Here is a 14,681-nt window from a genome sequence, read left to right as displayed (position 1 = left end):
GTTTCGAACATATTCTCGACCAGTTGGTGGAGATAGGCCTCCTCAAACACACAGTCCCCCTGGCCGACTTTCTCTACCATGCGCCCTCGGCCCAGTGGGTATTCTGGCGTCCCTGGTTCATGCTGAGTCTGGCTGCCACCGTCCTGATCCTGGTGCTGGCCCTCTATCTCTGGCTATGCAACGACCGATTGAGCAAGGAGGTTGCCCTGCGCAAGCTGCGCGAATCGGAGATCATGCAGCTCGCCCAGCGCGACCCCCTCACTGGCCTGCCCAATCGCCTCAGCCTGATGAACCGGCTGCGCGAGCAGATAGCCCAACCCGCACCAGGCTGCCTGCTGTTTTGCGATCTCGATGATTTCAAGCGCATCAATGACAATTTCGGGCACAGCCAGGGGGATGCCATCCTCTGCCAACTAGCCCACCGAATTACCAGTGCCATCGGCCATCAATGCTTCTTTGCCCGGCTGGCGGGGGACGAGTTTATCCTGCTGCTGCCCGGCTACAACCTTAAACAGGCACACGACGTGGCCGAGGTGCTCCGGCTCGTCATGGCCGCCCCCTTCGAGACAGACGGCCAAACCATGCAAGTAGGGATCAGCATCGGCGTCAGTCACTACCAGAGCGGCTGGAGCGCGGAGCAGTGGTTGATCCAGGCTGACAAGGCTATGTACTGCGATAAAGGCGTGGCCCTCACGGCACTGGTTGAGCAGTCGGGCTGACCCGCGCCTCACCACCGAGCCAAGAGAGCAGGCCCGCATCACTGTGGGCCTGCTGTTTCCAAGATGGGGCAGGTGTTTGCTCTGGGGAAAATGATCCACTAACTCTCCACTTGGCTATCTCAGAACGGCTGATACACCGCTGGCCGAGCAGTCAATGGTGACGCTTGGAACCTTGCAGGTCTGGGGAGCCGACCAGCCCTTGTTCAGATACAATACATAATGGCTCTGGAATAGTGTTCCCAGTCATCTGGGTGTCGACTTGAAATTGCTTCTCGTCATCCCCATTTGTTCTCCATACAATAGGGTGAAGGGACGACAAGGTTCGTCCCTCCCAGTACCAACGAGGAAAACAAGATGGATACCCGTTCTGTCTATACCGGCACCCAAGGTGCCGTACGTGATACCAACAAGGTGCTGCGTAACACCTACATGCTGCTCTCCCTGACCTTGGGCTTCTCTGCCATTGTCGCCGGCGTTGCCACTGTGATGAACATGCCGCCCCTGCACTGGGCCATCTTCCTGGTTGGGGTCTACGGTCTGATGTTCCTGACCGAGAAGAACCGTGACAACGGCATGGGCCTGGTATTCACCTTCGCCCTGACCGGCCTGCTCGGCTACAGCCTTGGCCCCATCATCAACATGTACATGAACAATGGCGGCGGCGAGATAGTGATGACGGCGCTCGGCGGTACGGCGCTGACCTTCTTTGGTCTGTCTGCCTATGCCCTGACCACCAAGCGGGATCTCTCCTTCATCGGTGGCATGCTGTTCGTCGGTTTCTGGGTGCTGCTGGTGGCCATGGTCGCCAACATCTTCCTGCAGATGAGCGCCCTGAGCCTGGCCTTGTCCGCCATGTTCATGCTGTTCTCTTCCGGTGCCATTTTGCTGACGACCCAGCAGATAGTGCGCGGCGGCGAGACCAACTACATCTCCGCCACCGTGACGCTCTATGTGTCTATCTACAACATCTTCCTGAGTTTGCTCAGCCTGCTCGGCGGCAACCGCAACTGATGACCACCAACCCCGCTCCGGCGGGGTTTTTATTGCATACTCCCCGGCCAGCCTGATCCAAATCAGGGTCATTTGATGGCGTTCGCGTTACACTGATGACCTCGAATCGCAAGAGACTCTCTTCCCCCATGCCTGTTGAATATTCCGGCCTGCTGCGCCGCCTGCTCACAGACAGCCATGTCTACTTTGCCCTCAAGGTACTCATCGCCATACTGGGTCTGCTCGCCATCGCCCTCGTCAGTGGCGATATCCAGCTCACCGTGCTGCTCTCTCTCGGAGTCGTCGCCGGGGCCATCGCCGAGACAGATGACAGTCTCTGGGGACGAGTCAAGAATCTGACCATGACGCTGCTCTGCTTCTTGTTCGCCTCCCTCTGCGTCCAGTACCTGTTTCCGACACCCTGGCTGTTTGCCATCGGGCTGGCTGGCTCGACCTTCCTGTTCGTCATGGTCGGCGCCCTGGGGCAGCGTTACGCGACCATCAGCTTCGGCTCGCTCCTGATTGCCATTTACACCATGCTCGGCGCCGCCAAGGCACCGGATCTCTTCTACCAACCGCTGGTGCTGACTGCGGGCGCCCTCTGGTACGGCGTGGTATCGCTCATCTGGCTCTGGCTTTTGCCCTACAAGACTCTGCACGAACAGCTCGCCCAGAGTTACTTTGCCCTGAGTCGTTATCTGCGGGAAAAATCCCGCTTCTTTCCTGCCGATGAACACGGCGCACAAGCCATTCGCCACAACCTGGCCCAGCTCAACATCCAGCTGGTCGGCTCCCTCAATCTCACCAAGACGGCCCTCAATGCCCGGCTGCACAGTCAGCGCCGCCAACCGGCCCCCGAACTCGCGGGTCTGTTGCGCCTCTATCTGTTGGCACTTGAAATACACGAGCGTGCCACCTCGAGCCACTACCCCTATAGCCAGCTCGAAGCCGAACTGAAACAGGGGCTGGTCATCGATGGCTTCCAGGAAGTCCTGCTACAACTGGCGGAAGCCTGCCAGCAGCTCGGCTACGCCATCTTGGTGCACAGCCCCTATCGCCATCCCAAGCGCATTCGCTGGGCATTGGAAGCCCTTGGCGATCAGCTCGAGTTCACTCACCTCAAGCAGCACTATCCCAAGAGCCTGCTGACCCCGATGAAGTTTCTGCGCCGCAATCTGGCCAGCATCAATCAGCTACTGACCAGTGCCGAGGAGCTGCAAAACCCGGCGATAACGCCAGGGAGTCTCCCCCCCCTGGCCAGGCCGCCACACATCCCCTTGCTGACCCAGTTGCGCCAGCACCTGAGCCTTGATTCCATGGTATTTCGCCATGCCCTGCGGCTGTCGCTTGGACTGGTGGTGGGTTATGGCATCTTGCAGGCCTTCCATCTGGACAAGGGTTACTGGATCTTGCTGACTGTGCTCTTTGTCTGCCAACCGAGCTACAGCGCGACCCGGCGCCGCTTGATGCAGCGCATGCTTGGCACCTTTGCCGGCCTGCTGGTTGGCGTGCCCATTCTCTGGCTGCTGCCAGACCTGCATGGTCAACTGGTGGTGATGGGGCTAGCCGCCTTCCTGTTCTTCACTCAGGTGCGCAGCAACTACAGCGCCGCAGTCTGCTTCATCACCCTCTATGTGTTGATGGCCTTCAACCTGCTCGACGGCATCGGTTTTGCCATCCTGGGCCCCCGCCTGCTCGATACCCTGCTCGGCTGCCTGCTCTCCTACGCCCTGGTGGCCTGGTTGTGGCCGGACTGGCAGTACAAGCGTCTGCCGCAGCTCATCGCCAACTCGCTGTCGGCAAACGCCCGCTATCTGGAGGCGGTACTCGCCAGCTTGCACCTGCGCCGCGATGAATCCCTGGACTACCGCATCGCCCGCAAGAATGCCCACCTGGCCGACAGCGAGTTGGCCATGGCCTGGCAGAGCATGCTGGTCGAACCCCAGCGCAGGCGCCGCTTCCTGGATCTCTGTTTCACCCTGACCTGGCGAAATCACGCCCTACTCTCCTACATCTCGGCGCTGGGTGCCCACCGGGATCAACTCGAACCCATAGAGGGGCTCAGCCAGATCAGCTGCCACCTGAGCCATACCTTGGCCCTGGCTGCGGGTCAGCTGGCCGGTGATGACCCCCAGGAGGCGCAGACCAGCTGCCCTCTGCCCGCCCAGGAGAGCACGGAGGAGCAGCTGATGCTGAGCCAGCAGCTGAATCGCATCAGCCAACTGGCCGATGAGCTGCTGGCGCTGGCCAACCAGAGCCGGTTGCTCACCGCGCCCCAAGACGCTACCATGCCGACCCCATCATGACTTGCCCCAAGGAGGCACTCATGTCCGATAATTCGGTGCTGACATGCAACGGGCGCACTATCGAGACCGACACCAAGGGCTATCTGCTCAATGTGAACGACTGGAGTGAGGAGCTGGCCGTGGTGCTGGCCGCCCAGGAGAATATCGAGCTAGGCGAATCCCATTGGGAAGTGGTGCGTTTCGTGCGGGCCTTCTATCTGGAGTTCAATACCTCCCCCGCCATTCGTGCCCTGGTCAAGGCGATGGAAAAGCAGTTTGGCCCGGAGAAGGGCAACAGCCGCTATCTCTACAAGCTGTTCCCCCTGGGGCCTGCCAAGCAGGCGACCAAGATAGCGGGTCTGCCCAAGCCGGTGAAGTGCATCTAAAACGCCACCAATAAAAAAGACCGCGCCAAGGCGCGGTCTTTATTATTTAGCTCGAAGGCTGCCCCACCGTCATCAAGGGTTGTAAGCCACCACAGAGCCGCTCAGGCCGGTTTGCTGACTCACCTTGGCCTGTATGCCCTGCAGCTTGGCCTTGGAGACATCCGGGCCGATGAAGACCCGGTTGATCTGACCCTGTACCGGCGTGCGTGGCACCGTATGAGCCGAGTAGCCCGACGCCCGCAACTTGCTCACCAGTGCATTGACACTGTCCTTGTTGCGGAAGGCGCCCAGCTGAAGGATCCAGCTGCCCTGAGCCGGTGCCGGCGCGGCCTGAGTGACCAGCTGCTTGCTCTGCAGCAGATCGTCCATGCTCTTGATCTGTGGCTTGGCGGGCTCCGGCTTGACCTGAGGCTTGGGTTGCGGCTTTGGCACTGGCTTGGGTTGTGCCTTGACCGGCTCTGGTTTCTTGGCAACCACGGGCTCTGGCTTGACGATCGGCTGGCTGGCCGCCTGCGCTGCCGCGCCTTGCTGACCCAAGGTCACAGGCGCTGACACCTCTTCGACCTGCCACTGCTGCGCAGCAGCAGCCTGCTGCTTGCTCGCATCATGATCGCTGGGCAGGGTACTGGCGGCAGAGACCTGGAGCGCGGGCTTGGCGGGCTCGAGCTCGGGGCGCAGCGGGATAGTCGCGAAAGCGTCGTCCTTTTGCGCAATTTTCTGGCCATCAAGCATGTCCGGCAAGAAGATGACCACCAGAGCCACCAGAATAACCGTGCCCACCAATCTGTTTTGGAACTTAGAAGCCAAACCTTACTCCTACCCTTGTGTTGCTACCCAGCCCGGCGCGCATGGCGCATTCAGGCCGGTTGTGTCGCCAGAATATCGGCAACAGTGTAAAACGATCCAAAGACAATGACCACATCGGCGGGACTCGAGTCGGCCAGCGCCTGCTGATAAGCCTCAGTCACGGCATCATGCTGTGTCACGCGCCCCTGCCCCTGTCCCAGCGCATTCGCCAGCTGGCCCGCACTCGCGGCCCGCGGCCCGGTAAGGCTCGCGAGATACCAGCTGTCGATGAGGCCGTCGAGCTCGGCAAGGGACCCCGCCATGTCCTTGTCCTTGAGCATACCGACCACGGCGCGGCGTACTCCGCTGCACGGAATGGCGCTCAGCTGACTGGCCAGATAGGCCGCAGAGTGGGGATTGTGGGCCACATCGACGATGACCAGAGGCTCGGTTTGCAAGCGCTGCATCCGGCCGGCCAGCCGCGCATCACGCAACCCTTTGCGGATTGCCGACTCGGGCAACGTCAAGCCGAGCCGCTCGAGGGCCGCCAGTACCGTCACCGCATTCATCAAGGGCAATGCGGGCGTTGGCAAGCCTTGATAGCATTGCAGCCCCCGATAATCCCAGCCGACCTTGGCATCTTCACGGGCTTGACCACTGAAGTCGCGGCCTACTTGATAAAGATGAGCGCCGAGGCGCGCCGCCTCGCTGGCGATCGTCGCCGGAGGATGGGGCTCACCGCTGATGGCGGGTTTGTCCGCCCGATAGACGCCGGCCTTCTCCACCGCCACCGCCTCGCGGGTATCGCCGAGCCAGTCGCAATGATCCAGGGCGATGCTGGTGATCATGGCCACATCGGATTCCACCACATTGGTGGCATCGAGCCGGCCACCCAGCCCGACTTCCAGCAATATCACATCGGGAGCATGGCGGCGGAACAACCAGAGCGCGGCCAGGGTGGCAAACTCGAAGAAAGTGAGCGCTATCTCGGCGCGGGCCGCTTCCACCTCGGTAAAAGCGGCGCAGTGCTCCTGCTCGTCCAGTTCCAGGCCATTGAGGCGCACCCGCTCGGTGAAACGCAGCAGATGGGGGGATGAGTAGACCCCAACCCTGTAACCGGCGGCCATCAGGATGCTGGCGGCCATGGCACAAGAAGAGCCCTTGCCATTGGTTCCGGCGACCGTCAGCACCTTGCCGGGCAACCTAGTCAGCCCCATGCGCCGTGCAACTTCGCCGACCCGTGTCAGACCCATGTCGATATTGACCGGATGGATCTGCTCCAAATAAGAAAGCCAGTCGACCAGCGACCGGCTTTGAGATTGTTGCATGTTTGAACTCATGTTCAGTCTTCGACGACCTGGGTGTTCATCAGCTTGGCGAACAAGCTGGCCAGACGATCACGCATCTCGCGACGATCGATGATCATGTCGATGGCGCCCTTCTCCAGCAGAAACTCGGAGCGCTGGAAGCCTTCTGGCAGCTTCTCGCGTACCGTCTGCTCGATGACACGGGGGCCGGCGAAGCCGATCAATGCCTTGGGCTCGCCCACATTGATGTCGCCCAACATGGCCAGACTGGCAGACACGCCGCCCATAGTGGGGTCGGTCAGCACAGAGATATAGGGCAGACCCGCCTTGGTGAGCCTGTCGAGCGCCGCACTGGTCTTGGCCATCTGCATCAGGGAGAACAGGGCTTCCTGCATCCGCGCACCACCAGAGGTGGAGAAGCAGACCAGACCGCGGCCCTCCTTGATGCTCTCCTCGACGGCGCGCACGAAGCGGGCACCGACCACGGAGGACATGGAACCACCGATGAAGGAGAACTCGAACGAACAGGCGACGACAGGCACCCCTTTGAGGGTTCCCTTCATCACCACCAGCGCATCTTTTTCCCCCGTCTCTTTCTGGGCGGCGGACAAACGATCCTTGTAGCGCTTGGAATCCTTGAATTTCAAAATATCCTGCGGCTCCAACTCGGCGCCGATTTCACTGCGACCATCTGCGTCGAGGAAACACTCGAGGCGGGCACGGGCGGTAATGCGCATGTGATGGTTACATTTGGGGCAAACCTCAAGGTTGCGCTCCAGCTCTGCCCGGTAGAGCACCTGTTCACAAGATCCGCACTTGGTCCACACCCCTTCCGGGATGTTATGACGACGGGGGGTAGTGATCTTGCTCTTGGGAAGGATCTTCTCAAGCCAGCTCATGGAATTCCTTAATGCTTTTGTGCCTGACAATACGCATCGAGCCTTGATAGTTCAATGACTTACGGCTCGATGGCAATAAACGACGGATCATTAAACCACAATTTTTCGGGCGCAGTTACTAAAAACTGGTCGTACCCGGTGCCGAGTCCGGCAGCCAGAGCGGGCCGAGCGGCAGCCTGGGCAGCCCCTGCTCGGCAGGATAATCGACGTCAACCAGATAGAGACCACCGGCTTTGGCGGTGGGGCCGGCCACGTCACGATCCTTGGCGGCCAGCACCTCGGCTATCCACTCCACGGGTTTGAGTCCCTGGCCCACCAGCAGCAGGGAGCCGGTGATGTTGCGCACCATGTGATGCAAGAAGGCGTTGGCGCGGATATCCAGCACTATGTAGGGACCGGACCGGCTGACGCACAGGTGGGTCACATTGCGCCAGGGACTCTTGGATTGACAACCCGCGGCGCGAAACGAAGTGAAATCCCGCTCGCCAAGCAGACTCTGGCCGGCTTGGTGCATCAGGGCTGCGTCCAGGGTCTCGTGGTAGTGACTGACGCCGCTGCCAAGGATGGCGGGGCGGAAGTTATGGTTGTAGATGACATAGCGGTAGCGACGAGCGGTGGCGCTAAAACGGGCATGGAAGCCCTCATCCACTTCCTTCACCCAGCGCACCCCGATGTCGGGGGGCAAGTTGGAGTTCACGCCAAGCGTCCAGGCGCTCTCGCTGCGGATGGCCTGGGTATCGAAGTGGATCACCTGACCGGTGGCATGCACCCCAGCGTCGGTGCGCCCGGCGCACTGTATGCTCACCTCGTGGTTGGCGATGCGGCTGAGGGCCTTTTCCAGCTCCTGCTGGACGCTGATCACTTCCCGTTGACGCTGCCAGCCAAAATACCGGCTGCCGTCATATTCAATACCTAGGGCAATTCGCATGAGTCTGAGTATCACTCTTTGAGAGAAAACGCGGCGAATTATACCCACACCGTCAGAAATATCCCAAAAAGAAGGGCGACCCTGGGGTCGCCCTGCTTGCATCCGGCTATCAGGCCAGCCGCTTGAGCAGCTTCTCGGCCTCGTTGCGCTGCTTATCGTTGCCCTGCTCGGACGCCTCGACCAGCAGCTCGCGAGCACTCTCCTTGTCATCTATCTCAAGGTAGGCCCGGGCCAGATCCAGCTTGGCACCCACGCCGCCGTCATCGGCATCCACATCGAAGCCGTCGGACTCTGGCAGTACCTCGGGGAAACCATCCAGTCCCACATTCAGGGAGAACCCCTGATAAGGCTCCTGCTCGCTCTGGTTGGCATTGGCATCGGCCAACAGGCTGTCTATCTCGACGAAGTCATCGGCCGCAGCCTCAGCCCTGGGTTTGAGCTCCTCGCCGGGTTCGACTTCTGCGAAGGCATCCTCGAAATCGGCCAGGGCCAACTCATTGGGATCCTTGGCTGGCTCAGGGCTCATGCCCCACTCAGCCAGCAATTCGTCTGCAGTCTGAGATGTGTGATCAGTGCCGGACACGGGTTCATCGTCCAGGCTGGTATCGAGATCGCTGAAGTCCAGCTCCGGCAGCTCATCATTCTCAAGGGCGGCACTGCCCTCGGGAGATTGGGCGGCGAACCGATCCTCTTCGGCATCAAGCTCGGCATTGAGATCCGCAAACAGGGCGGCTTGCAGCTCCTCCTCGCTCATCAGCTCCTGATCGGCAGCCGGATTGAACTCGCTGGCCAGATCCATTTCGGGCTGTTCGGGGCGCTCGAACTGCTCATCGGCGGCGAGATCCAACTCGGGCACCAGTTCAGGATCCCGCATCTCGGCTTCCCGAGCCTGCTCCCCTTCATCGCTAAATACCAGGTCCAGATCGTCCGGCTCAACTCGGTGCGCAGCCGCTTCATCGACAGCAGGCGCGGCGCGGGCAACAGGCTCTTCATCAATGTCGGCACCGATGAGTTGATCGAACTCGCTCATCTCCTGCCCCATCACCACGGAGGTGGTCTCGGAGAGATTCTTCTCTTGCTCTTCCAACTCGCGCCGGGCACGGGCCCGCAGCCAGAGCGTCACCAACGCCAATACCAGCAACACGGGCAACAGTATGATCATGGCGAGGTTCAAAGGTGACGCGAGCAAGTCCGTCAGCCAGTTCTGCGCCGGGGGGGCTACTGCCACAGGCGGCACAGGGTTGGCCCTGAGCTCGGCCACCTCTTTTTGCAAGACAAGCTGATCTTGCAGCTGCGCCTTGAGGGTTTCGACCTCCTCGGTCAGGGACTGCAGGCGCATCTTGAGCCGGTGATTCATCTCGGTTACTTGACCGAGCTGGGCATTGGCATCTTCCAGCGCCAGGGCCATCTCGGTAACTGGCTTGCCCTGAACAGTTTCAGTTGCGACCGGCAAGGGCGCTGGGGCACCACTGGCGACATTGGCCAGTGCCGTTGTCTGTGCGCCGCTGGCCAGTTTGCTGACTTCGCCGGGCACCTTGGCGGGGGTCGCAGCAGCCGCCAATACCGGGGCCACGACCGGGACCGGTATTGGGGCTGCCGATGCGGAGGCAGGCTTGACGATCTGTTTAGGAGCCGACTTGACAGGCGGCTTGGCCTGAGGCTGAACACTCTGTTTGCTGGCAAGATACTTGGGACTCAAGCCTTTCCAACTGGCGTTATCGCTGTTGAAGCGTTGGCGAGCCTGGGCATCCGTGTGACGGCGCGCTTCAGCTTCGCTTGGCAGCGTGATGCTGGAACCCACCAAAATATGATTGATGTTGCCATCGGCAAAGCTGGCGGGATTCTTGTCGTAAATGGCGACCATGGTCTGGTAGACACTGATCCGACTGCTCGGTCTGTGCTTGCTGGCGAGGCTCCAGAGGGTATCGGTGGAACGAACCGGACCATAACGGCGGCCCCCTTGATTGAGGGAGGCAATAGGTTGCGGTGAGCGTACCGGCTGGGCCTGACGCTGCACGGGCGTCACGGGCTGAGTCGGCCGAGTCACCTGGCTTGCAGGTTCATCGGGTCCCTTCAACTCCACGAAGAAGGGATCCCGGCTGGCCTCTTCGGCAGAAGCAGAAGTGGTATTGAGCAGACTCAACGCGAGCAGCGTCGCCAGTGTTATGCGGGAGTGTCCCATGTTCGTTCCTTCGTATGACGGCCTATCACATTGAAAAATCTGGATAGTTGCCCCAAAACAGTCGGTTCAATATAAATCAGGCTCGAGTCTCAAGCCAGTCATCCGACGCAAATAGCACCCAATTCGTGCCCGAGTGTAGGGGTAAAGTTAATTAATTGATATTAAGGGGGAATATCGAAGCCGCTTCCTGCAACTTCGATCACACTCGGCCTCTCTTGGACGAGAGGCCAGGTGTCGATAGGAGCTTACAGGTAGTCGCGGATCAGCAGTTCGGCAATTTGCACACTGTTGGTCGCCGCGCCCTTACGAACGTTATCGGCCACGATCCACATATTTATACCGCAAGGGTGAGAAATATCCTGACGGATGCGACCGACCATGACGTCATCCTGCCCGGTGGCGTCGCCAACCGGCGTCGGATAGCTGGCATCGTCGTCAAACAGGTTGATACCGGGCGCGACCCGCAGCAGGGCCTTGACCTGTTCGGCATCCAGCGGCTGGTGCAGCTCGACGTGCAGCGCCTCGGCGTGGCAATAGAACACCGGGACCCGCACACAGGTGGGGTTCACGGCGATGCTGGCATCGCCCAGGATCTTCTGGGTCTCCCAGACCATCTTCATCTCTTCACGGGTGTAGCCGTTGTCGGTGAACTCATCGATCTGCGGGATCAGGTTGAAGGCGATCTGATGAGGGTAGACGCTCACCTCCGCCGGCAGACCGTTGAGCAGCCTGGCGGTCTGGCCAGCCAGCTCACTCACCCCTTCCTTGCCCGAACCCGAGACAGACTGATAGGTCGCCACATTGATGCGGGCAATGCCCACTTCGTCATGCAGGGGCTTGAGCGCCATCAGCATCTGTATGGTGGAGCAGTTCGGGTTGGCAATGATGTTGCGATTGCGAAAATCGGCCAGGGCATTCGGGTTCACCTCCGGAATAACCAAGGGCACATCTTCGTCATAACGGAAACAGGAGGTGTTATCGATGACGATACAACCCTGTTCGGCGGCAATAGGGGCCCACTTGGCAGACACTTCGGAACCGGCGGAGAAGAGCGCTATCTCGACCTTGCTCCAGTCGAACTCTTCCACATCCAGGATCTCGAGGTTTTTTCCGTCAAAGCGCACCGTGTCACCGGCGCTGCGGCTGGAGGCCAGGGGATAAAGGGTAGCGACCGGGAAGTTACGCTCTGCCAGGATCTCGATCATGGTCTGACCAACGGCGCCACTTGCGCCCAATACCGCTACGTTAAACTGCTGGCTCATCATTCTCTCCTCTCAAATGACTAAGGAGGGCTCTGGGCCCTCCCGCTGCAGGACGCATCCTGCTTGTCTATGGCTGTAAATCGGTGGTACTTGTTCTGTGATAACGGGATGCTAAGCACCCCTTGACGGACTCAGCGCTGGCAGTCAAAACCCAACGCAGCCAAAGCGGGGGCAGCTGCGAAGGGACCGCTCAGACGCAGGGCCGAGAGCTCGCGCCGCTCGGGATAGTCCTTGCGCTGGCCATCGAAGCTGCCCTCAATGGCGAGTCGACTCCGAAAGCGGGCATCATCGCGGCGCACGTCATAAATCAGATGCACCAGCTGCTTGATCAGGCCCTGATCAAGCCCTCGTCCAAGCGTGAGCTCGCTCACATCCGGCGTGGGCAGCAACTTGTGCAGATCCCCGCGCGGGTTACGCCCCGTCTGCTGGCACAGTGCCTGATAGAGCATCCAGGTACCGCGCGCCTTGCCCTCCAGGCTGTAACCGGCAATATGAGGGGTGGCAAGCTCGGTATGGTCTACCAGCGCCGTCAGAATGTGGGGCTCGTTCTCCCACACATCCATCACCAGCCGCAACGGGCTTTCGCCGCACTGGCGGGTGAGCAGGGCCTGATTGTCCCACACCTCGCCACGGGACGCATTGATGAGGATCTGCCCGGCTGGACGGGCGGCGATGTGGGCGGCATCGAGCAGGTGGTAGGTTGCATCGGGCCCCTCAGAGGTGATGGGCACATGGAAGCTGACGATGTCGGCGCGAAGGGCATCCGGGTAGTCGACAAACCCTTCCCCCTCAGCCGCCAGCTCCCCTGCCCTCGCCCGAGGCGGATCGCAGCGCAGCACCCGCATGCCGAGCGCCTCGGCCTTGCCTGCCACGCACTCTCCCGTGTTGCCTGCTCCGATGACGGCCAGACTCATGCCCGCCAGGGTCAACTCATAACGCTCGGCCAGCACCAGCAGGGCGGAGAGCACATAGTCCCCCACCGACTGCTTGTTGCAGCCCGGAGCGCTGAAAAAGGGGATGTTGCGCGTCGCCAACAGAGCCTTGTCGATATGATCCGTGCCTATAGTGGCGGTGCCAACGAAGCTCAGCCTGGGGGAGTTGGCAAGCAGACTGGCATCAACCCGGGTTACGGAGCGCACCAGCAACACATCGGCATCCTGCAGATCCGCCGCGGTGATATGCCGTCCGGGCAAGGGAATCACCTCGCCAAATTCGGCAAACAACTCGCAGGCATGGGGCATATTTTCATCGACGACGATCTTCATTGGGCTCTCTTCATGTTCAAGACGGATGTTCACAACCGGCCACAGGCGCGCCATTCTAGCCCATACAAGGCAACGGGTCAGACACTTATTCTTCTCTCTTCTACCGCCACGGACGCTTGACTGCCCCAGCCCATACAAACCAAGTAGTCAGACACTTATTCTTCTCTCTTCTACCGCCACGGACGCTTGACCGCCCCAACCCATGCAAACCAAGTAGTCAGACGCTTATTCTTCTCTCTTCTACCGCCACGGACGCTTGACCGCCCCAGCCCATACAGACCAAGTGGCCAGGCGCTTGTTCTTCTCTTCTCTCCTCTGACAGCACTGGCGCTTCATTGCCCAGGCCCACACTGGTCAAATGCCCAGACGCTGATGCGCGAACCAACATTGGCCACCGCACTGATTTGTAACACCATGTTGTTGGCCCCATCTCGCGGCTTGACCGACAAGCGGAGACTGGCACAATGTCGCCTCTTTGTTACCTGTTGCCCCGCGCACCGTTGCGAGCCCCGTTATGCCAACCCATCCCTCTTCATTGCCGCGCAGCCAGGCGCTTGCGTTCAGTGCCGCCCTGATCCTGCCGCTGATATTGCTGCTCTGCCTGCCCTGGCAGCCTTTTATGGTCAACGCGCTGCAATCGGACTGGTTGTGGTGGCCCTATGCCCTCACCCGTATGGTGGATATTCCCGGCCTTGCCATCAGCATCGCAGCCCTGCTGCTGCTGACCCGCTATAAACTGGCCCTCACTCTGCCCGCCCTGCTGACCTTGGGTGCGCCCTCTTTGCCGTGCTCGCTAGCGACTGGGTCATCAAGAGCCTGATCAAACACCTGACTCAGGAGCCGCGGCCCTATTTGCTCTGGCTGGAGAGCCAGCAGCTGATCCCTGCCATCCAGCAGTTCTACGCTAGCAAGGTCGAGGTGCGCAGCGAACAGGTGCATGCGGCGAGCCAACTGTTGGCCCTGCCCCAGTGGCTCGGCAACCACTGGCAGGCGGAAGTGAATTACGCCTTCCCCTCCGGCCACAGTATCGCCGCCATGAGCCTTGCCCAATTCTTCGGTCTGATCTGGCTGGCCCGAGCCCCTCACGGGGTCTGGCTGCTGCCGCTATGGGCGCTCGCCATCGCTCTGTCACGCACCCTGATCGGCATGCATTGGCCACTGGACGTGCTGGCAAGCGCCCTGCTCGGCAGCCTGACCGCTCTGTTCGCCGCCCGCTGGTGGCTACGCCACTATTGACCGCCAATCACCACCAGTGACGCCTACCCTGGCAAATATGACAACGGGCACCCTGAGGTGCCCGTTGTCATATCAAACAATGTGCAAGGGGCTCGACTTAGCCTTGGTTAGCCTGCCACCCCTGCGGGTATTTGTAACCGACAAAACGCTTGGCGGCATAGGCCTTGAACGCGGCGGAGTTGTAGGCGGCAGCGACATCCTTGGCAAATGGCGTGTCGGCATCGCCGCTCCTGACCACGACCCAGTTGATGAAGTCATAGCTGCGTTCGAGGAAGAGCCCCTCGGTAAAGGGGATACCGCTCGAGGCCGCATAATTGCCATTGATAACGGTAAAGTCCACATCTTCCCGCGAGCGGGGCAGCTGGGCCGCCTCCAGCAGAACCAACTTGAGATTATGGGGGTTGCCGACCACGTCAAACTCGCTCGCCTTGAGGGG

12 protein-coding genes and 1 pseudogene are annotated in these 14,681 nt (G+C 60.4%); 5 read left to right on the top strand and 8 right to left on the bottom strand.

The annotated features are described in order from the left end of the window. The 4 genes from G113_RS13540 to G113_RS13525 form a co-directional block, all read left to right on the top strand. A partial coding sequence (locus tag G113_RS13540) for a GGDEF domain-containing protein (RefSeq protein ID WP_005904186.1) occupies positions 1-719 on the top strand: 719 nt, incomplete at its 5' end. A 354-nt stretch (positions 720-1,073) separates the two neighbouring features. Next, entirely contained in the window at positions 1,074-1,730 is a 657-nt protein-coding gene (locus tag G113_RS13535; protein ID WP_005904184.1) for a Bax inhibitor-1/YccA family protein, read from the top strand. 128 nt (positions 1,731-1,858) lie between these two features. Beyond that, on the top strand, positions 1,859-4,015 hold the full coding sequence (yccS, locus tag G113_RS13530; protein ID WP_005904182.1) for a YccS family putative transporter: 2,157 nt from the start codon (positions 1,859-1,861) through the stop codon (positions 4,013-4,015). 20 nt (positions 4,016-4,035) lie between these two features. After that, the gene (locus G113_RS13525; protein WP_083940388.1) at positions 4,036-4,380 is read left to right on the top strand and encodes a TusE/DsrC/DsvC family sulfur relay protein; all 345 of its coding nucleotides are present in this window, start codon (positions 4,036-4,038) and stop codon (positions 4,378-4,380) included. Positions 4,381-4,452: 72 nt separating this feature from the next. On the opposite strand, the gene dedD is transcribed toward G113_RS13525, so the two are convergent. The 7 genes from dedD to G113_RS13490 all read right to left on the bottom strand — a co-directional run bounded on the left by dedD (position 4,453) and on the right by G113_RS13490 (position 13,009). After that, positions 4,453-5,187, bottom strand: a complete 735-nt coding sequence (gene dedD, locus G113_RS13520; RefSeq protein ID WP_005904178.1) for a cell division protein DedD — start codon at positions 5,185-5,187, stop codon at positions 4,453-4,455. Positions 5,188-5,237: 50 nt separating this feature from the next. Continuing rightward, the gene (gene folC / locus G113_RS13515; protein WP_040319228.1) at positions 5,238-6,506 is read right to left on the bottom strand and encodes a bifunctional tetrahydrofolate synthase/dihydrofolate synthase; all 1,269 of its coding nucleotides are present in this window, start codon (positions 6,504-6,506) and stop codon (positions 5,238-5,240) included. Between the two features lie 2 nt (positions 6,507-6,508). Then, positions 6,509-7,372: an acetyl-CoA carboxylase, carboxyltransferase subunit beta gene (accD, locus tag G113_RS13510; protein WP_005904174.1), complete on the bottom strand. Its 864-nt coding sequence runs from the start codon at positions 7,370-7,372 to the stop codon at positions 6,509-6,511. Positions 7,373-7,490: 118 nt separating this feature from the next. Next, entirely contained in the window at positions 7,491-8,300 is an 810-nt protein-coding gene (gene truA / locus G113_RS13505) for a tRNA pseudouridine(38-40) synthase TruA (RefSeq protein ID WP_005904171.1), read from the bottom strand. A gap of 109 nt (positions 8,301-8,409) precedes the next feature. Next, positions 8,410-10,482, bottom strand: a complete 2,073-nt coding sequence (locus G113_RS13500) for a FimV/HubP family polar landmark protein (RefSeq protein WP_005904169.1) — start codon at positions 10,480-10,482, stop codon at positions 8,410-8,412. A 245-nt stretch (positions 10,483-10,727) separates the two neighbouring features. Further along, the gene (locus tag G113_RS13495) at positions 10,728-11,744 is read right to left on the bottom strand and encodes an aspartate-semialdehyde dehydrogenase (RefSeq protein ID WP_005904167.1); all 1,017 of its coding nucleotides are present in this window, start codon (positions 11,742-11,744) and stop codon (positions 10,728-10,730) included. Positions 11,745-11,875: 131 nt separating this feature from the next. Beyond that, positions 11,876-13,009: a 4-phosphoerythronate dehydrogenase gene (locus G113_RS13490; RefSeq protein ID WP_005904165.1), complete on the bottom strand. Its 1,134-nt coding sequence runs from the start codon at positions 13,007-13,009 to the stop codon at positions 11,876-11,878. 514 nt (positions 13,010-13,523) lie between these two features. Between G113_RS13490 and G113_RS13485 the strand changes: the two are divergent. Then, positions 13,524-14,245 (top strand): annotated as a pseudogene (locus G113_RS13485) (phosphatase PAP2 family protein). A 97-nt stretch (positions 14,246-14,342) separates the two neighbouring features. Here the strand turns inward: G113_RS13485 and G113_RS13480 are convergent. Next, positions 14,343-14,681: MetQ/NlpA family ABC transporter substrate-binding protein (locus tag G113_RS13480; RefSeq protein WP_005904164.1), on the bottom strand; the 339-nt coding region annotated here is incomplete at its 5' end.

Origin of the sequence: Aeromonas molluscorum 848, from assembly GCF_000388115.1 — a bacterium.
In the GTDB taxonomy this organism is placed as follows: domain Bacteria; phylum Pseudomonadota; class Gammaproteobacteria; order Enterobacterales; family Aeromonadaceae; genus Aeromonas; species Aeromonas molluscorum.
Note: the sequence above shows the minus strand (reverse complement) of the source record. Positions and strands in the feature narration are given on the sequence as shown.

Bases quoted from the DNA above. Each gene is read 5' to 3' on its own strand.
- G113_RS13535 (WP_005904184.1), top strand. From the start codon at position 1,074: ATGGATACCCGTTCTGTCTATACCGGCACCCAAGGTGCCGTACGTGAT.
- yccS (WP_005904182.1), top strand. From the start codon at position 1,859: ATGCCTGTTGAATATTCCGGCCTGCTGCGCCGCCTGCTCACAGACAGC.
- G113_RS13525 (WP_083940388.1), top strand. From the start codon at position 4,036: ATGTCCGATAATTCGGTGCTGACATGCAACGGGCGCACTATCGAGACC.
- folC (WP_040319228.1), bottom strand. From the start codon at position 6,506: ATGAGTTCAAACATGCAACAATCTCAAAGCCGGTCGCTGGTCGACTGG.
- accD (WP_005904174.1), bottom strand. From the start codon at position 7,372: ATGAGCTGGCTTGAGAAGATCCTTCCCAAGAGCAAGATCACTACCCCC.
- truA (WP_005904171.1), bottom strand. From the start codon at position 8,300: ATGCGAATTGCCCTAGGTATTGAATATGACGGCAGCCGGTATTTTGGC.
- G113_RS13500 (WP_005904169.1), bottom strand. From the start codon at position 10,482: ATGGGACACTCCCGCATAACACTGGCGACGCTGCTCGCGTTGAGTCTG.
- G113_RS13495 (WP_005904167.1), bottom strand. From the start codon at position 11,744: ATGAGCCAGCAGTTTAACGTAGCGGTATTGGGCGCAAGTGGCGCCGTT.
- G113_RS13490 (WP_005904165.1), bottom strand. From the start codon at position 13,009: ATGAAGATCGTCGTCGATGAAAATATGCCCCATGCCTGCGAGTTGTTT.